The following is a 15,544-nucleotide window of genomic DNA, read 5'->3' as shown; positions in this document are numbered from 1 at the left end:
TGCTATGTGATCCCCACCTTTCACGCCTCGACCGGTTCTGCGTCAGGGGCCCTCGGGGCCGGCTGCTTGAGCAGCAGCATCAGGGCGCTGGCGATCAGCAGGAAGATACCCATCACGTAGAACACCTGGTTGTAGGCCATGATGGCCGCCTCGCGGCTGATGGTGTTCGACAGCATGGCCCGGGCCTGCAACTGGGCCTGCTCCGGCCCGGCTCCCTGGGCCATCATGTTCTGGGCCAGCTGCATCAGATAGGCCTGCCCCTCGATGCTGGTGGCGGCCAGGGTGCTGCCGATCTGGCTGACATGAGTCCGGGTGTCGTTGTCGATCAGGGTGGCGATGATGGCGATGCCGAAGGCGCCCCCCAGGTTGCGCAGCACGTTGAGCAGGGTCGAGGAGGAGGGGATCTCGTCCGGCGTCAGGCTGGCGGTCGCCACCAGGGAGAGGGGCACCATGATGAAGGGCTGCCCCAGGGCCCGCACGATGAGGGACTGGATCAGCTGGGGCCCGGCGTAGTCGGCATTCATGTTCACGTTCATGAAGCAGCTGATGGCGAAGACCAGAAAGCCGAAGCTCACCAGATAGCGCGGATCTATCTTGTGGGTCAGCTTGGGCACCAGGGGGAGCACCAGCAACTGGGGCAACCCCATCCACATCAGCACCTCACCGATTTCCAGGGCGTTGTAATTGTGGATCTGGGTCATGTAGAGGGGCAGCACATAGATGGAGCCCATCAACCCCATACCGAGCACCAGGTAGGCGAAGCAGGCCAGGGCGAAGCGCGGGTTGTGCAGCAGCCGCAGGTTGACCAGGGGGTGGCGGCGCAGCAACTGGCTGATGACGAAGAACACCAGGGCCACCACCGAGATGACGGTGAGCCGCACGATGAAGCTCGAGCCGAACCAGTCCTCCCGGTTGCCCTCTTCCAGCACCACCTCCAGGAGTCCGAGACCCACCGCCATGGTGAGGATGCCGATGAGATCCACCCGCTTGATCACCTCCCAGTCCACCGGCTTCCTGTCCAGTCCGTGGGCCAGCATGGCCATCACCAGCAAGCCGGGCGGCACGTTCAGATAGAAGATGTAGTGCCAGGACATCTGCTCCGTCAGCCAGCCCCCCAGGGTCGGACCGATGGCGGGGGCGAAGGTGGCGCACAGGCCGAATAGCGCCATGCCGGTGGCTCGCTTGTGCAGCGGCAGCAGGCTGACGATGAGGGAGAAGGCCATGGGGATCAGGGCCCCGCCGGTAAAGCCCTGCAGCGCCCGAAAGACGATCATGCTGGTGAGGTTCCAGCTGAACGAGCAGAGCACGGAGGCGACGATGAAGGCGCCCGTGGTCCACAGCAGGTAGCGCCGCACGCTCAGTCCCCGGCTCAGCCAGCCGCTCAGCGGAATGGCGATCATCTCCGCCACCAGATAGGAGGTGGAGATCCAGGAGCTCTCGCTCAGGGTGGCCGAGAGCGCCCCCTGAATGTCTTTCAGGGAGGCGTTGGTGATCTGGATGTCGAGGATGGCCATGAAGGCGCCGATGAGGCCCCCCATGACCGCGATCCAGTTGCGGCGTGGTATGGCGTCCATCAGTGGGCGGCCACCACGGGATCAGGGGTGCGGGTGTCGACGATCACCTCGGTGGAGAGGCCGGGCAGCAGCTTGCCCGCCAGGGCGCCCGGATCCGGGATGCGGATCTTGACCGGCACCCGCTGCACGATTTTGGTGAAGTTGCCGGTGGCGTTCTCCGGCGGCAGCAGGGCGAACTTGGCGCCGGTGGCCGGAGAGAGGCTGTCGATGATCCCCTCGACCGGTTGATCCGGATAGGCATCCAGGATCACCTCCACCTTCTGGCCCGGCTGCATGTGCTGCAACTGGGTCTCTTTGAAGTTGGCCTCGACCCACACCTGGCTCAGGGGCACCAGGCTGGCCACCTGCATACCGGACTGGACGTAGAGCCCTTCCCGCAGGCTGCGCTTGCCGATGATGCCATCAGCGGGGGCTCGCAGCTCGGTGTAGCCGAGTTCCAGCCTGGCTTGTTCAAGCTGGGCCTCGCTCAATGCCAGCCTGGCCTGGTTCTGCTTGGCTTCGGCATCCAGCACCAGCAGCCGCTCGCGGGCGGCCTGCAAGGCGGCTTTGGCCTCCAGTGCCTGGGCCTGGTTGACCTGCAAGCCGGCACGTACCTCGTCCAGGCTGTCCTGGGAGCTGTAGTGACGCTCATTGAGCTGGCTGACCCGGCGCACCTGCTGCTGGGCCCGGACCTGCTCGGCGTTGGCCGAGCTGACTTTTGCCTCGGCCTGGCGGATGAGACTCAGCTGCTGGATACGGGTGGCGGCGAGGTTATCCGCCGTCGCCTGGTTGAGGTGCTGATCGGCCTCGGCCTCCGCCACCTTGGTCCTGTATTCGCGGTCGTCGAGCCGGGCGATGAGCTGGCCGGCCTTCACCGCCTGGTTGTCGGTCACCAGTACTTCGCTGATGTAGCCGGAGAGCTTGGAACCGATGCCGGTCACCTCGCTTTGCAGGTAGGCGTTGTCGGTGCTCTCGAAGTAGCGGCCATGCAGATACCAGTAACCGGCAAACAGCAGGCCGAGCAGGGCCAGCACCAGGGCGGCCAGCAGGGGGATCTTCTTGTGTTGACTCATGATATTGGTTTTCCTGAACTGTGGCGGGCAGGCTAACATCGTGCAACTGTTTCGATTAGTATCCATTCATGAGATATACAGTTTCACTGGTGAAACAATGGACCTGAATGCTGCCTTAATCCTCGTTCGTATCGTTGACAAGGGCTCCTTTACCGCCGCAGCCCAGGAGCTGGGCATGACCAAGGCGACGGTGAGCCGCCGCATTGCCGAGCTGGAGCTGCGTCTCGGCGCGCGGTTGCTCTATCGCTCCACCCGGCAGCTCACCCTGACGGAAGCCGGTGAACAATATTATCTACGCTGCAGCAAGGCGGTGGAGGAGCTGGCCCAGGCCGAACTGATGCTCAGTGCCAGCCAGCAGGAGGTGACGGGGACCCTCAAGCTGGCGGTGCCCATCGAGACGGGACAGCTGGTGGTGGGCAGGCTGGTGGCGAACTTCCTGCAAGCCTATCCGGGCATGAAGGTGGAGCTGGAGCTGACCAACCGCATCGTGGATCCCATCAGCGAGGGGCTGGATGCCATCGTGCGGGTCGGCGACATGAGCGACTCCAACCTGGCGGCGCGGCGTCTCTGGAGCACCGAGCGGCTGCTGTGCGCCAGCCCGGACTATCTGGCGCGCCACCCGGTGATCCAGAGGCCCGCCGATCTGGTGCATCACGAACGGATCGCGGTCAGCACGGGGTTCCTCGCCTCACACTGGTGTTTCGAGCTGGATGATCGCGAAGTGCTGGTGGATCCCCCATCCCGCTTCCAGGTCAACAACATCACCTGTGCCAGGGAGGCGGCGAAGGCGGGGCTGGGGCTGGCTTCCCTGCCCGCCATGCTGTGCCATGATGAGCTGGCGAACGGGACGCTGGTCTCCTTGCTGCCGGAGTGGCAGCAACCCAGGGTGCCCATCTACCTGCTGTTTCCCGAGCGGCGCCTGATGCCGCGCAAGCTGAGGGCATTCATCGATTTTCTGGTGGCCAACGGCCCGGCTTACGGCATCGACAAGCTGCTGTGAAGAGCCCGATGCGGCGATGATTGAACTGGCAAGGGTTTCGAGGACAACGTATGGAGCGGTGGATGAACCTGTATCGGGCATCTCACTCCCGGAAGATGCTCGCCCTGGAATGATGGTAGTGCTGGTGATGACGGCACTGGCAAGGGTTTCGAGGACAACGTATGGATCAGTGGATGAATCTGTATCGGGCATCTCACTCCCGGAAGATGCTCGCCCTGGAATGATGGTAGTGCTGGTGATGATGGCACTGGCAAGGGTTTCGAGGACAACGTATGGATCAGTGGATTAACTTGTATCGCGCCTCTCACTCCCTGGAGGCGCATGCCCTGAAAGGGGCCTTGGAGGTAGAGGGAGTCAGGGTGCGCCTCAGCGGCGAAGGGCTCTCCGGCGCGCTCGGGGAGCTACCGGTGGATCTGCTGCAAGTGACCCTGATGGTGAACGAGCGGGATCGTCAGCGGGCAGGCCGGATCATCGAGCGCTACCAGCAGCGCCAGGGCAATGGCTGGCTGTGCGGCCAGTGCGGGGAGGAGAACGGCGCCAACTTCGATATCTGCTGGCGCTGCCATCACGATCCCCAGGATCATTGAACGCCCCTCGCGCCCTCAGCGCAGGGTGAAGTCGATGTCATCCCCCGCATGGGCATCGTGGTAGGTAGCGAGATCCAGCTCCTTCTCGCTGCGGGCGATGAGCACGGAGACCAGGATGTCGCCGGAGACGTTGACCGTGGTGCGCGCCATGTCGAGGATCCGGTCTATGCCGGCGATGAGCGCCACCCCTTCCAGCGGCAGTCCCACGGCAGTGAGGGTCAGGGTCAGCAGCATCAGCCCGGTACCGGGTGTGCCCGCCGTGCCGATGCTGGCCAGTGTGACGATGCTGATGATGGTCAGGTAGTCCACCAGATGCAGATCCACCCCGAAGGCCTGGGCCACGAACAGGGCGGTGACCCCCTGATAGAGGGCGGTGCCATCCATGTTGATGGTGGCGCCGATGGGCAGCACCTTGGCGGTGATGGCGGGGGAGACCCCGAGCCTGCGTTCGGCGCAGGCCAGGCTGATGGGCAGGGTGCTGCTGCTTGAACTGCTGGTGAAGGCCACCGCCTGGGCATCGACGATGCTCTTGAAGTAGTGCAACGGGTTGAGGCGCGCCATCAGGAGCAGCAGGCTGCTGTAGACGCCGAGCACGTGGAGCAGGCAGCCGAGGTAGACGGCGCCGATCACCTTGAGCAGCGGCAACAGCAGGCTGACGCCGTACTTGCCGGTCATCCAGGCCATCAGGGCGCAGACGCCATAGGGGGCCAGGGCCATCACCATCTGGGTCAGCTTGAACATGCCCTCCGCCAGAGAGGTAAAGAACAGGATGGCGGGGCGGCCGCGTCGCCCGGTGGCGTTGAGGGCGAGAGCGAGGGCCACGGCGAACACGATCACCTGCAATATCTTGCCATCGCCCATGGCCTGCACCGGGTTGCGCGGCACCAGGTGGCTCAGCACGCTGGCCAGGGTGGGTTGCTGCGCCATGGCGCCCCGTTCATAAGGGCCCATGTTGGCGCCCATGCCCGGTTCCAGCAGCCAGCCCATCATCAGGCCGATGCAGATGGCGACGGCGGTGGAGCAGAGATAGAAGCCGATGGCCTTGCCGGCGATGCGGTCGAGCCGCTTGCCCTTGAGCAGGGCGGTGAGGCCTGCCAGGACGGAACAGAAGATGAGGGGCACCATCAGCATCTGGATGGTGTTGACGAACAGGACGCCGATGGGCTTGAGCAGCAGGGCCTGCTCGCTGAAGCAGAGTCCCAGACCTATCCCGGTCAGCATGCCGAGCAGGGTCTTCAACCAGAGCGGGCGACGGGTCCAGATCCGCCAGGGTTTGAAGACCAATCCATGGAACAGCATGACGCCAATGTCCTTATTTCTGTCTGCGGTGGCAAAAAGGGGCGACAGTGTAGCCATCCCCCCGTCAGGTTGCCACATTATCGACAAAGCGGCGCTCACGACCAGCCCGCTGGCGTTAAAAAAGGCGTTTTGTTGGCCTATATCAAGAACCCTCTCCGGGCTTCGGGCTTTAATTGTCATCTGACATGATGATTAAAGAGGTTCGAGATGTCCCAATCGATACACGGTCACGAAGTGATGGAGATGATGCTGGAGCAGGAGAATCCGTTTACCCGGGCCAGCCTCAGGGCGGCGATCGCCTCGCGCTTCGGTGCCGAGGCCCGGTTCCACACCTGCAGCGCCAGCGAGATGGACGCTGACGCCCTGATCGACTTCCTGGCCAGGCGCGGCAAGTTCATCGACTCGGAGTCAGGGTTCCAGACCCGCGCTGACAAGATCTGCAACCACGGATGATCGCCAGTGGCGAGCGCGGTGGGGCGCTCGCCGAATCCCGCCACCTTTGTTATATTTCGCCCTCCTTCCCCTCTTGTTGAAAGGTTCTGCCCGGGCGCTCTATGGACACATTCTCCGCTGCCGTCATGCTGTTTCTGATCATGGATCCGCTGGGCAACCTGCCGGTCTTCCTCTCCATCCTGCGCCATGTCGACCCCAAGCGTCGACGCAAGGTAATGCTGCGGGAGCTGTTGTTTTCACTGGTGATCATGATGGGCTTCCTGTTCGCCGGTCAGCAGATCCTGAGCTTCCTCAACCTGCGTCAGGAGGCGGTCAGCATCGCGGGGGGCATCATCCTCTTCCTCATCGCCATCAAGATGATCTTCCCGAGCCCCGGTGGCGTGACCGGGCTGGCGGCGGGGGAGGAGCCCTTCCTGGTGCCCATGGCCATCCCCATGATTGCGGGCCCCTCCATCCTGGCTTCCCTGCTGCTTCTGGCCAACCAGGAGCCGACCCGGATGGTGGACTGGTCATTGGCCCTGCTGATGGCCTGGGGGGCCAGCGCCGTGATCCTGATGTTCTACGAGCTGTTCAACAAGCTGCTGGGTGAGCGAGGACTCACCGCGGTGGAGCGGCTGATGGGCATGCTGCTGGTGATGATCTCGGTGCAGATGCTGCTGGACGGGGTACACCACTATCTGGCGGTGACGGGTCAGAACTGACGGGGCGAATGCTGATGTCAACGTGAAACGGGGCTTCTTGAGCCCCGTTTTTTTGCGCGTCAGGCGGCAGCGGCCGGGCCATCCGCCGAGGTTTCCAGCTTGCCCATGATGAGGGCGAGCAGGGTCTCCCGCAGCCAGCGATGGCCCGGATCCTCCTCGTGGCGTTGATGCCAGATGAGCAGGTGGGAGATGCTGTCCAGGGCGATGGGCAGCGGCAGCGGCACCAGGGGATAGACCTGGGTGGCGTGGCGGGCATAGAGCCGGGAGAGGGTCACTATCATGTCAGAGTGCATGCCCATGCGCAGGGCCGCCTCGAAGGAGGGCACGGTCGCCTCGATCCGGCGATAGAGATCCTGCTCCGCCAGCTTGTGATCCAGCATCCAGCGATCCCGCCCCTCGCAGTAGGTCTGTACGTGGGGGTAGGCGAGGTAACGGGCGAGATCCCACTCGGGCTCCTGCAAGGCAGGGTGATCCCGCTGCACCAGGCAGGTGAGATCGTCGATGGTGAGCAACCGCTGACAGATGGCGTTGGGCAGGGTGTCGAGGCGAAAATCCGAATTGATGCAGTTCTCCCGCACCGTGAAGGCGATATCCACCTGGCCCTGGCTCATCTCGGTCAGGCTGTGCTCGGTCCACTCCTCGTAGCGCAGGCGGATGCCAGGAGCCTGACGCTTCAGTTCGCTCAGGTAGAGGGGGGCAAACAGGGTGAAGGCGCTGTCCATGCTGGCAATGACGAACTCCCGCTCCGTGCTGGCGGGATCGAAGTCTGGCGGCTGGATCAGGTTGTCCAGGGAGAGCAGTATGGGTTGTAGCTGCTGCTGGAGATCCAGGGCGCGGGGAGTGGGATCCATCCCGTAGGCCGAGCGCACGAACAAGGGATCGTCAAAGGTCTCCCGCAACCGTCCGAGGGCCTTGCTGACGGCGGACTGGCTCAGGTGCAAACGGCGTGCAGCCCGGCTGCCGTTGCGCTCTTCCAGCAAGACTTGCAGGATTATCAACAAATTAAGGTCTATGCGTGCAAGCTGTTCCAGCAACATGATATGAATCCTCTTCAATTCCTAGATGAATATATACCATTTGTTTTCATATCTTGGCGATCCTATGCTCGACGGGTCTCTCGCCCTGGTGGCGGCTGGTACAGGATGTAGCGGTTGAGGGGACAAGTAGCACCGACTCATACGGCGGCCCATGGTCGCCGTATTTTTTTGCGCCTCGTCGCCGTTTTTGCGCGATTTTTTCGCCAACTTGCACCTGCCTTGATTTTGCCCAACAATCGATACGCTTTCTTTTGATACAACCTCCAGGTATCTAACAGTCAGGAGTCTCCCTATGGGACTGGGTGGCATTCATATCTGGCATCTGCTGATCCTGCTCGTGGTCGTCGTCGTGGTGTTTGGCAGCAAACGCCTGGCTGGCGCCGGTGAGGATCTGGGCACTGCCATCAGGGATTTTCGCAACGCCTTGCGCGACGATGACAATATCCGGAATAAGTAGGAGTAAACGTATGTCTGTAGACGAGAAAGTGGAACTGAACGAGACCTGTGACAGTTGCGGCTGTTTTGCCGAAATTGGCACCATCATCGGCGAAGGTGACGACGTCATGGAGCTGGTGATCGAGGCCGCTGCAGAAGCCGACGCCCGCGAGAAATTTGCAGCTTACGAGGCGCTGGCCAAGCAGGTCACTGCCGACGCCAAAAGCAGCAGCGAGCTGAGCCAGGGCCCGGATGGCGTGATCCTGAAGGCCCGCCTGCAATTCACCTGCACCGCCGAGAAGCTGATCTTCGAGATGCGCGCCCGCTCCCTTTGAGATCGTGATGACACGGCAGGCTTGCCTGCCGTCTTGCTCTGCCCCTCGCTTTTTCCCTCCCTTTGCGTTGTATAGTGAGTTATCCCACGGACGATCCGTTTTCCGTCCGGCATGCGCCGATCGGCAGAAGATCCCGCGACGCCCCATGACTTGGCGCAGGCGCCTTCTCTGACAGACCCGACGGTGCGCACCGGCCCACAGCGAGGTGGTTACATCATGATGCGGCGATGGATCTGGGCCCTGCTGGCTCTCTGCTCTCTCCCTCTGCTGGCGGCGGATCTCAAGCCGCAGTTGCTGCCCCAGGCCGGTGATCTCGAACACATCCTGCAAAAAAAAGAGCTCAGGGCCCTGGTGGTCTATGAGCGGGGGTTTTTCTTTTTCGACAAGGGAGCCCAGTACGGCATCCTGGTCAATCAGCTTCAGGGATTCGAGCGCTGGTTGAACCAGACCTACCTGGCCAAGGAGAAGCTCAAGCTCAAGATCATTTATATCCCGGTGCGCCAGGACAAGCTGCTGGACTACCTGGCCGAGGGGCGCGGGGATCTGGTGGCCGCCAACCTGACGGTCACCCCCACCCGGCGCGAGCAGGTGACCTTCTCCCAGCCGCTGATCGCCCCCATCGAGGAGTGGGTGGTGAGCCAGCGGGATCTCCCTGCCTTCAATCGCATCACCCAGCTGTCCGGCCGGCGGATCTGGGTGCGAGCCAGCTCCAGTTATTTCGAGAGCCTGCACCAGCTCAACTGGCTGTTTCGGGAGCTGGGGTTGCCCCCGGTCTACATCGAGACGGTTCCCGAATACCTGCAGGACGGGGACCTGCTGGAGATGGTGTCAGCCGGGATCATTCCGCTGACGGTCACCGACAGCTTCAAGGGGCGGATCTGGCTCGACATGATTGGCGGCCTCAAGGCCCACAGACTGATACCGCTGCGGGACAAGGGGCGTAGCGCCTGGGCCCTGCGCAACAACAGCCCGGAGCTGCTCAAGGCGGTGAACGCCTACATCTCGGAGTCGAGCAAGCGGACCCTCTACAGTGACATGACATTGCGCCGCCTGCTGGCGCAAAGCGACCGCATGAGCAACATACTGGCGCCGGACCCGCTGGGGCGCCTGTCGACCATTCGCAAGGTACTGGAGGCCCAGGCGGACAAGTATCAGCTGGACTGGCTGATGCTGGCCGCGCTGGCTTACAAGGAGTCGGGGCTCAATCCCAATGTCGGCTCTCACCGGGGGGCCGTCGGCATCATGCAACTGCTGCCGAGTACCGGCAAGGAGGTGGGGATCCGAGGCGCCAGACTCACCAGTCTGGAGGGCAATGTGGAGGCGGCCTGTCGCTACATGCGGCTCATCCTGGACACCTACTTCAATGATCCCGGGATGGACAGGCTCAATCGCCATCTGTTCGCCCTGGCCGCCTACAATGCGGGTCCGAACCGTGTCCAGGCATTGCAGGCCAAGGCGGCCGACAAGGGGCTGGATCCGAACGTCTGGTTCGGCAATGTGGAGCAGCTGGTGGCCAACGACGTGGGCCAGGGGCCCATCAACTACGTTGGCACCATCTACAAATACTACGTGGCCTACCGTTTCAGCCTGCCCCAGCTGGAGGGCAAGTCAGAGGCCATCGAGGCGGTGCAGCCCTGAGCCTGTCAATGCTGGCCGGGGAGGGGATCCTCGTGATGCTGCGCAAGGGGTTCCCAGCCCAGATCCCGGTGCTGCTGGTACCAGGGCATCAACAGCCTGGCCGGGGTGGGATCCGGTTGGCTGGCATGGGGTCTCTGACTGAGGGAGGGGTGGTCGCGCAGTTCCATCATCGGCTCCTTGACACTGGGCTATCGGGGCGGTTGTCTGGGTTATGCCACCATCAGATGACAGGGAGATGACCCTTGATCCCGGCAGACTTTGCCTTGCTCGCCGATCCCGGCGCCGCCCTCAAGGCCCGATGCCAGTTGATCCGCCAGGCTCGCCACCGGATCCTCGCCCAGTATTACAGCTGGGAAGAGGACGGCAGCGGCAAGCTGCTGCTGGCGGAGCTGGTGCGGGCGGCCCGGCGCGGAGTGGTGGTGCAACTGCTCATCGACGATCTCTACGGCGGTGAGAACCGCTTTCTGGAGGCGGTGGCGGCGGAACCGGGCATCGAGGTGCGCCTGTTCAACCCCTTCTGGCTGCGGGGCTGGCGTCCTCTGACCCTGCTGCTGGAAGGGGTGCTGAGCTTTCGCCGCATCAACCACCGGATGCACAACAAGCTGCTGCTGGTGGATGGCAGCCAGGTGGTGATCGGCGGGCGCAATATTGGTGATCGTTACTTCGGGCTGGGGATGCCGCCTCACTTCATCGACCTGGATCTGCTCTGCCGCGGCCCCCTCTGTCAGCAGGCCGAGCAGGGGTTCGCGCTGTTCTGGCACAGTCGCTGGAGCCACCCGGTCCGTCGTCTGTTGAGACGCCCCTTGCTGCCAGCCGAAACCCGGGCCCTGAATGACTTCCTGCTGACCCTGACCGACCCCGCCATGGCGGCCGCCTATGATCTGCCGGCCACTCTGTTTGATGAGTGCCCCGTTCCCCTTTGCTGGCATCCCGGGCGAGGGCAGTGCTGGTTCGATCGCCCCGGCAAGGGGCTGGTCGCCCGACCGACCACGGCGCCCCTGCTGGGACGCATGCTGGCGAGCAATCAGGGGGCCCTGAGGTTGGTGAGCCCTTACCTGATCCTGACACGGGGGCTGCGTCGCCGGCTCAAGGGGCAGCGACGGCAGGGGGTCGACATCGAGATCCTGACCAACTCCCTGGCCAGCACGGACGTGCCCCTGGTCTATGGCGCCTATCGACGTCACCGCCCCTGGCTCGAGCGTCAGGGGGTCAACCTGTTCGAGCTGACGACGGAGGCGTTCAGTCTGCATGCCAAGCTGATCCTGATGGGGAAGGAGGAGGCGCTGCTCGGCAGTTTCAACCTGGATCCCCGCTCCCTGATGCTCAACACCGAGTTGATGCTGCACCTCCATAGCCCGAGGTTGTGCGACGAGTTGCAGCAACTCATCGATGGCTGGTTGCAGCAGGCCGTGCACCCGGTGGCGGCGTCCCCCTCTGCATGGCGGCGGCTGCTGGCGCAATTGAGCGATTGGTTACCTTTGCACCGTTGGTTGTGAGTGGGATCCGCCTTGTGCGAGATCTCGCAAAGCCTTGTGCGCCTTCGAAGATAACGTTTGCCATCCAAAAACGGGACTGGATTGCATCGTATTGTTTTTAATCGATTTATATTAAGAGCGGAGTAACAATCCAGGTTCCTCGACTGCATAGAGGTGCGTGTAGAACGGTTTTTTATTTTATTTAACTGCGTAGTATCTCGAGTGCAAGGACAAACACGGCGGCTGGTCTGCCGTGTGGGTGACGGCAACAGGGGAAATGGGCCAACCGGATTGCTCCGGCAGGCGAGGCAGATCGGGAGCGGAAACCCGTGATGCCAGACAGACCCCCGTGGTTGCGGGAGCCCAATATGGAACATGCTATTTGCGAGGGGGTGACATGCGAATGTTGCCCCATTTTTTTTATGCCCGCCGTCCACTTGCCCAATCAAAAAGACCGCCTGCTGGCGGTCTTTTGCGTGATGTCTCGGCGATCAGGCGAGGCCCGCCAGCAGACGACTCCAGTTGCGCTTGGCAACGAGGAAACCGTCTCGCAACGTGCGGTACTCCAGTTGCAGCCTGAGCCTGTCGTAGCGTGCGAGGGCTGTGCGCTTGCGCTGCTCCAGCAGTGACTTGCGGCTGGCATAGTAGTGCTGGATCTGCAGGCTCAGCTTGTCGTACTCCTCCTGCAGCAGTGCCTGCCAGCGTTCCCTGTCATCCTGCTGGTGCACTCTGGCCTGGGCGCGCTTGAGTTGCATCTCCAGCCTGGCCTGCTCGATGCGTTCCTCCGGGCAGGATCTCAGGTCTTTGGCGAGCCCGCACCAGGCGGCGGTGCGGATCAGCCACTTGGTGGGATCGAACTGCCACCACTGGATGCCGTTGCGGTAGTCGTTCTCGAACAGGTGATGGAAGTTGTGATAGCCCTCGCCAAAGGTGAAGAAGGCCAGGATGCCGTTGTCCCGGGCGCTGTTGCGATCCGTGAACGGTTGGCTGCCCCAGATGTGGGCCAGGGAGTTGATGAAGAAGGTGGTGTGATGGGTCATCACCATGCGCAGCGCCCCGGCCAGCAGCAACATACCAAGCAGATCCCCGTGCAAGAGGCCGAGCAGCAGCGGAATGCCGATGTTGGTGACCAGAGCCAGGGCCAGATAGTGCCTGTGCTGGAAGGCGACCACGGGGTTGTTTTGCAGGTCGCGCACATTGCTGTAGTCGTGGTAGGTATCGCGCTGGTATTCCCGCAGCATCCAGCCGATGTGGGAGTACCAGAAGCCGCGACCCGCACTGTAGGGATCCTTCTGGTTGTCATCCACGTGGCGGTGGTGGCGGCGATGATCCGAGGACCAGTGCAGCGCCGAGTTCTGCAGGGCTAGCGCGCCTCCGATGGCGAAGATCCATTGCAGGGCCGGGTGCGCCTTGTAGGCCTTGTGGGACCAGAGCCTGTGGTAGCCGGCGGTGATGGAGATGCCGCAATAGCAGAACAGCAGCAGGAAGCAGAGCCACTGCCATAGGTCGTAGCCCTGGCTCAGTCCATACCAGGGGACCGCTATCAGTGCCGTCAGCCCGGAGAGGGCAAACAGCAGGGTGTTGGTCATGATGATCGGGGGGCGGTCCATTTCACTCGGCTCCTTTCAGCGAACAGCTGTTCACTATTCTCCATTGAGCCGGAATGCGGGTCAATGGTAAAAAAGTCGGAGACAAACCTGATCCCGGCCCCGCCTTCGGGTTATCATCTGGCCTCGCTAATCTCAAGGTGACTGTTTTCGTGGGTATTCGCGCGCAACAAAAAGAAAAAACCCGGCGTACGCTGATCGAGGCGGCGTTCAGTCAACTCTGCGCCAACCGCAGTTTCTCCAACCTCAGCCTGCGGGAAGTGGCCAGAGAGGCGGGCATAGCGCCGACCTCCTTCTATCGCCACTTTCGGGACATGGAAGAGCTGGGGCTGACGCTGGTGGACGAGGGAGGGCTGACCCTGCGCCAACTGATGCGCCAGGCGCGCCAGCGCATTGCCGGTGGTGGCAGCGTCATCAGCACCTCGGTGCAGACCTTCATGGAATTCGTCGAAAACAACCCGAACATCTTCCGGCTGCTGCTGCGCGAGCGCTCCGGCACCTCGGCTGCATTCCGTCAGGCGGTGGCCCGGGAGATCCAGCACTTCATCGCCGAGCTGACCGATTATCTGGAAGCCACCACGCAGGCGCCACGGGAAGAGGCCTATATCCAGGCCGAGGCCATGGTGACCATCGTCTTCAGCGCCGGTGCAGACGCCCTCGACATGACCCCGGAAGAGTGCAAGGCACTGTCGGAGCGCACCATCAGCCAGTTGCGGATGATCGCCATGGGCGCCGAGGTGCAGAACCGCAAGCGCCACGAATCTCTCACATAACGCAAGGATGGACAGCCTCATGCATGAACCGAACGCGATTCCGAAGAAGCCCCTGGTGCTGGCCCTGCTGATCGGTATCTGTGGCGATGCCTTCCTGTCGGCCTTGACGGAGTCGGTCGTCCCCTTCTCCTTCTACCCCCTCATCGCCCTGTTGCTGGCGGCCAGCCAGCTCTATCAGCACTATCGCCATGAGCCCATGGTGGGCAACACACCCAGCTGCATTCTGCTCTGCTTCTTTATCGGCGTGTTCGGCCATTCTGCCCTGGTCAAGGTGCAGTACCCCGAGCTTGGCAGCAACTTCTTCTCCCTCATTGCCATGCTGCTGCTGCTTGCCGCCCTCTCCATCAAGCTGGGAATCAGCCTCGGAAAAACGCAGAAGGAGTGACGAATCACTCCTTCTGGTCGGGCCGGGGGTGGCCTAATCGGCCCTAGGGGGGGTCTCTCCCTTCTTCCTGGCGTCTATGATGGCCTGCAGCTTGGTGCGGATATCCATCATGCCGAACACCCCGAAGATCAGCACCTGGGTGAATTCGAGACGAGTGACCGCGAAGTAGGGTTTGCATGCCGCCTTGATCATGCTGGCCTGTACCCAGTGCATCAATATCACGATGACGCCGCACACCGGCAGAAAGCCGTTCAGTTTGCCCGGCAGGGTGCCCAGCAGGGCGAGTGCCACACCGAACCAGAAGAACAGCAGCACCCCCATCGCCAACAGATTAAACACCCGCTTCATCGTTTACCTCCCGTACATAGAGTTGATAGCAGGCCTGATGTGATCGACCTGCTTGTCCTTGAGCCGTTGTCCAAATTGACGGAGAAGGGGACTGTACCCATCTCCCCTTTAAACAGCTGCGTCATGCTTGGTGTCCCGCAGATAGAGCTGATAGCAGACCTGACCAGCCTGCTTGTCCTTGAGTAGTTTCCAGCTGGCGGGCAGCGCCAGATCGGCCATCTCTTTTTCCCGCTCCAGATAGATGAGGGCATCGGATGCCAGCCAGCCGCGCTGCTCGAGCAGCTCGCACACCTGGGGCAGCAGCTCGCGACGAAACGGTGGGTCCAGAAAGACCAGATCGAACGGCGTGGCCGTGCCTTGCAGCCAGCTCACGGCATCAGCCTGGATCACCTGCCCCTGGCTGCTGCCCAGGGTCGTCAGGTTCTTCTTGAGCTGGTCGGCGGCGCCTCTGTCCATCTCGATCAGGGTGACCTGTTCGGCATAGCGGGACAAGGCTTCCAGCCCCAGCCCGCCGCTGCCGGCGAACAGATCCAGGCAGCGGGTACCGCGCACGTGGGGAGCCAGCCAGTTGAAGATGGTCTCCTTGACGCGATCCGTGGTGGGTCTGAGCCCTTCCACATCCCTGACGGGGAGTTTGCGCCCCTTCCATTGGCCGCTGATGATTCGTACCACGCCCGCTCGCCCCTGGGGGGCCGGGCTCTTGCTCGGGCTGTTACGGCTGGATTTCACTCTGGGCATCGCGTTTCGTCGTCAGAAAATAAAGTGATAGTATAAGGCGGTTCATTTTTATGCCGACCCGCCGAGGGACGGCTATCTTAGCAGTCAGCCTTTGATGTGAGTATTTT

Annotated in this window: 18 protein-coding genes; 10 read left to right on the top strand and 8 right to left on the bottom strand. The window is 62.2% G+C overall.

Annotation, left to right across the window (positions count from 1 at the left end; all coding sequences use genetic code 11):
* Positions 1-20: 20 nt before the first annotated feature.
* Both AB5Y53_RS00590 and AB5Y53_RS00585 read right to left on the bottom strand, forming a co-directional pair.
* Positions 21-1,574 carry a DHA2 family efflux MFS transporter permease subunit gene (locus AB5Y53_RS00590; RefSeq protein WP_010672584.1) on the bottom strand — a complete coding sequence of 518 codons (1,554 nt, stop codon included), beginning with the start codon at positions 1,572-1,574 and terminating at the stop codon, positions 21-23.
* Positions 1,574-2,626, bottom strand: coding sequence for an HlyD family secretion protein (locus tag AB5Y53_RS00585; RefSeq protein ID WP_368180953.1), 1,053 nt, complete (start codon positions 2,624-2,626; stop codon positions 1,574-1,576). The genes AB5Y53_RS00590 and AB5Y53_RS00585 overlap by 1 nt, the downstream gene beginning before the upstream one ends.
* A gap of 97 nt (positions 2,627-2,723) precedes the next feature.
* On the opposite strand from AB5Y53_RS00585, the gene AB5Y53_RS00580 reads away from it, so the two are divergent.
* Positions 2,724-3,626 (top strand): LysR family transcriptional regulator, encoded by a 903-nt coding sequence (locus AB5Y53_RS00580; RefSeq protein ID WP_069652333.1) that lies wholly within the window; start codon positions 2,724-2,726, stop codon positions 3,624-3,626.
* Positions 3,627-3,898: 272 nt separating this feature from the next.
* Positions 3,899-4,213, top strand: a complete 315-nt coding sequence (locus AB5Y53_RS00575; protein ID WP_010672587.1) for a DUF2007 domain-containing protein — start codon at positions 3,899-3,901, stop codon at positions 4,211-4,213.
* 15 nt (positions 4,214-4,228) lie between these two features.
* Here AB5Y53_RS00575 and AB5Y53_RS00570 read toward each other — a convergent pair whose 3' ends face one another.
* On the bottom strand, positions 4,229-5,512 hold the full coding sequence (locus AB5Y53_RS00570; RefSeq protein ID WP_041214291.1) for a dicarboxylate/amino acid:cation symporter: 1,284 nt from the start codon (positions 5,510-5,512) through the stop codon (positions 4,229-4,231).
* 207 nt (positions 5,513-5,719) lie between these two features.
* Between AB5Y53_RS00570 and AB5Y53_RS00565 the strand changes: the two genes are divergently transcribed.
* Both AB5Y53_RS00565 and AB5Y53_RS00560 read left to right on the top strand, forming a co-directional pair.
* Positions 5,720-5,965, top strand: coding sequence for a YecH family metal-binding protein (locus AB5Y53_RS00565; protein ID WP_368180952.1), 246 nt, complete (start codon positions 5,720-5,722; stop codon positions 5,963-5,965).
* 101 nt (positions 5,966-6,066) lie between these two features.
* On the top strand, positions 6,067-6,666 hold the full coding sequence (locus AB5Y53_RS00560; RefSeq protein ID WP_010672590.1) for a YhgN family NAAT transporter: 600 nt from the start codon (positions 6,067-6,069) through the stop codon (positions 6,664-6,666).
* 59 nt (positions 6,667-6,725) lie between these two features.
* On the opposite strand, the gene AB5Y53_RS00555 is transcribed toward AB5Y53_RS00560, so the two are convergent.
* Positions 6,726-7,703 (bottom strand): LysR substrate-binding domain-containing protein, encoded by a 978-nt coding sequence (locus tag AB5Y53_RS00555; RefSeq protein WP_010672591.1) that lies wholly within the window; start codon positions 7,701-7,703, stop codon positions 6,726-6,728.
* 292 nt (positions 7,704-7,995) lie between these two features.
* On the opposite strand from AB5Y53_RS00555, the gene tatA reads away from it, so the two are divergent.
* The 3 genes from tatA to AB5Y53_RS00540 all read left to right on the top strand — a co-directional run bounded on the left by tatA (position 7,996) and on the right by AB5Y53_RS00540 (position 10,111).
* A complete protein-coding gene (tatA, locus tag AB5Y53_RS00550) occupies positions 7,996-8,160 on the top strand; it encodes a twin-arginine translocase TatA/TatE family subunit (RefSeq protein WP_010672592.1) in 165 nt (54 codons plus the stop codon).
* Positions 8,161-8,170: 10 nt separating this feature from the next.
* Positions 8,171-8,473, top strand: a complete 303-nt coding sequence (locus tag AB5Y53_RS00545; protein ID WP_226043637.1) for a YfcZ/YiiS family protein — start codon at positions 8,171-8,173, stop codon at positions 8,471-8,473.
* Positions 8,474-8,689: 216 nt separating this feature from the next.
* The gene (locus AB5Y53_RS00540; protein WP_042015292.1) at positions 8,690-10,111 is read left to right on the top strand and encodes a lytic transglycosylase F; all 1,422 of its coding nucleotides are present in this window, start codon (positions 8,690-8,692) and stop codon (positions 10,109-10,111) included.
* A 5-nt stretch (positions 10,112-10,116) separates the two neighbouring features.
* On the opposite strand, the gene AB5Y53_RS00535 is transcribed toward AB5Y53_RS00540, so the two are convergent.
* A complete protein-coding gene (locus AB5Y53_RS00535; protein WP_010672595.1) occupies positions 10,117-10,278 on the bottom strand; it encodes a hypothetical protein in 162 nt (53 codons plus the stop codon).
* Positions 10,279-10,353: 75 nt separating this feature from the next.
* Here AB5Y53_RS00535 and AB5Y53_RS00530 point away from each other — a divergent pair, with 75 nt between their 5' ends.
* Complete coding sequence (locus AB5Y53_RS00530; protein WP_368180951.1) at positions 10,354-11,607, top strand: phosphatidylserine/phosphatidylglycerophosphate/cardiolipin synthase family protein; 1,254 nt, start codon at positions 10,354-10,356, stop codon at positions 11,605-11,607.
* A 470-nt stretch (positions 11,608-12,077) separates the two neighbouring features.
* Here AB5Y53_RS00530 and AB5Y53_RS00525 read toward each other — a convergent pair whose 3' ends face one another.
* Positions 12,078-13,196, bottom strand: coding sequence for a fatty acid desaturase (locus tag AB5Y53_RS00525; protein ID WP_368180950.1), 1,119 nt, complete (start codon positions 13,194-13,196; stop codon positions 12,078-12,080).
* Positions 13,197-13,345: 149 nt separating this feature from the next.
* Between AB5Y53_RS00525 and fabR the strand changes: the two genes are divergently transcribed.
* Together fabR and AB5Y53_RS00515 are read left to right on the top strand one after the other, a co-directional pair.
* Positions 13,346-13,966, top strand: coding sequence for an HTH-type transcriptional repressor FabR (gene fabR / locus AB5Y53_RS00520; RefSeq protein ID WP_010672598.1), 621 nt, complete (start codon positions 13,346-13,348; stop codon positions 13,964-13,966).
* A gap of 19 nt (positions 13,967-13,985) precedes the next feature.
* A complete protein-coding gene (locus AB5Y53_RS00515; protein WP_010672599.1) occupies positions 13,986-14,351 on the top strand; it encodes a YijD family membrane protein in 366 nt (121 codons plus the stop codon).
* Between the two features lie 33 nt (positions 14,352-14,384).
* Here the strand turns inward: AB5Y53_RS00515 and AB5Y53_RS00510 are convergent, their stop codons facing one another.
* Complete coding sequence (locus AB5Y53_RS00510) at positions 14,385-14,699, bottom strand: DUF1145 domain-containing protein (RefSeq protein WP_010672600.1); 315 nt, start codon at positions 14,697-14,699, stop codon at positions 14,385-14,387.
* A gap of 108 nt (positions 14,700-14,807) precedes the next feature.
* A complete protein-coding gene (gene rsmD / locus AB5Y53_RS00505; protein ID WP_109422015.1) occupies positions 14,808-15,437 on the bottom strand; it encodes a 16S rRNA (guanine(966)-N(2))-methyltransferase RsmD in 630 nt (209 codons plus the stop codon).
* Between the last annotated feature and the right edge of the window lie 107 nt (positions 15,438-15,544).

This window comes from Aeromonas sp. R7-5 (assembly GCF_040908015.1).
GTDB classification, from domain to species: Bacteria; Pseudomonadota; Gammaproteobacteria; order Enterobacterales; family Aeromonadaceae; genus Aeromonas; species Aeromonas caviae.
The sequence above is the reverse complement of the archived record's forward strand: the minus strand, read 5'-3'. Positions and strand labels throughout refer to the sequence as shown.

Excerpts from the sequence above, each read along its gene's own strand:
- AB5Y53_RS00515 (WP_010672599.1), top strand. The coding sequence starts at position 13,986 with ATGCATGAACCGAACGCGATTCCGAAGAAGCCCCTGGTGCTGGCCCTG.
- AB5Y53_RS00510 (WP_010672600.1), bottom strand. The coding sequence starts at position 14,699 with ATGAAGCGGGTGTTTAATCTGTTGGCGATGGGGGTGCTGCTGTTCTTC.
- AB5Y53_RS00535 (WP_010672595.1), bottom strand. The coding sequence starts at position 10,278 with ATGGAACTGCGCGACCACCCCTCCCTCAGTCAGAGACCCCATGCCAGC.
- AB5Y53_RS00580 (WP_069652333.1), top strand. The coding sequence starts at position 2,724 with ATGGACCTGAATGCTGCCTTAATCCTCGTTCGTATCGTTGACAAGGGC.
- AB5Y53_RS00545 (WP_226043637.1), top strand. The coding sequence starts at position 8,171 with ATGTCTGTAGACGAGAAAGTGGAACTGAACGAGACCTGTGACAGTTGC.
- AB5Y53_RS00540 (WP_042015292.1), top strand. The coding sequence starts at position 8,690 with ATGATGCGGCGATGGATCTGGGCCCTGCTGGCTCTCTGCTCTCTCCCT.
- AB5Y53_RS00590 (WP_010672584.1), bottom strand. The coding sequence starts at position 1,574 with ATGGACGCCATACCACGCCGCAACTGGATCGCGGTCATGGGGGGCCTC.
- rsmD (WP_109422015.1), bottom strand. The coding sequence starts at position 15,437 with ATGCCCAGAGTGAAATCCAGCCGTAACAGCCCGAGCAAGAGCCCGGCC.
- tatA (WP_010672592.1), top strand. The coding sequence starts at position 7,996 with ATGGGACTGGGTGGCATTCATATCTGGCATCTGCTGATCCTGCTCGTG.
- AB5Y53_RS00555 (WP_010672591.1), bottom strand. The coding sequence starts at position 7,703 with ATGTTGCTGGAACAGCTTGCACGCATAGACCTTAATTTGTTGATAATC.
- AB5Y53_RS00525 (WP_368180950.1), bottom strand. The coding sequence starts at position 13,196 with ATGGACCGCCCCCCGATCATCATGACCAACACCCTGCTGTTTGCCCTC.
- AB5Y53_RS00585 (WP_368180953.1), bottom strand. The coding sequence starts at position 2,626 with ATGAGTCAACACAAGAAGATCCCCCTGCTGGCCGCCCTGGTGCTGGCC.
- AB5Y53_RS00565 (WP_368180952.1), top strand. The coding sequence starts at position 5,720 with ATGTCCCAATCGATACACGGTCACGAAGTGATGGAGATGATGCTGGAG.
- AB5Y53_RS00570 (WP_041214291.1), bottom strand. The coding sequence starts at position 5,512 with ATGCTGTTCCATGGATTGGTCTTCAAACCCTGGCGGATCTGGACCCGT.
- AB5Y53_RS00560 (WP_010672590.1), top strand. The coding sequence starts at position 6,067 with ATGGACACATTCTCCGCTGCCGTCATGCTGTTTCTGATCATGGATCCG.
- AB5Y53_RS00575 (WP_010672587.1), top strand. The coding sequence starts at position 3,899 with ATGGATCAGTGGATTAACTTGTATCGCGCCTCTCACTCCCTGGAGGCG.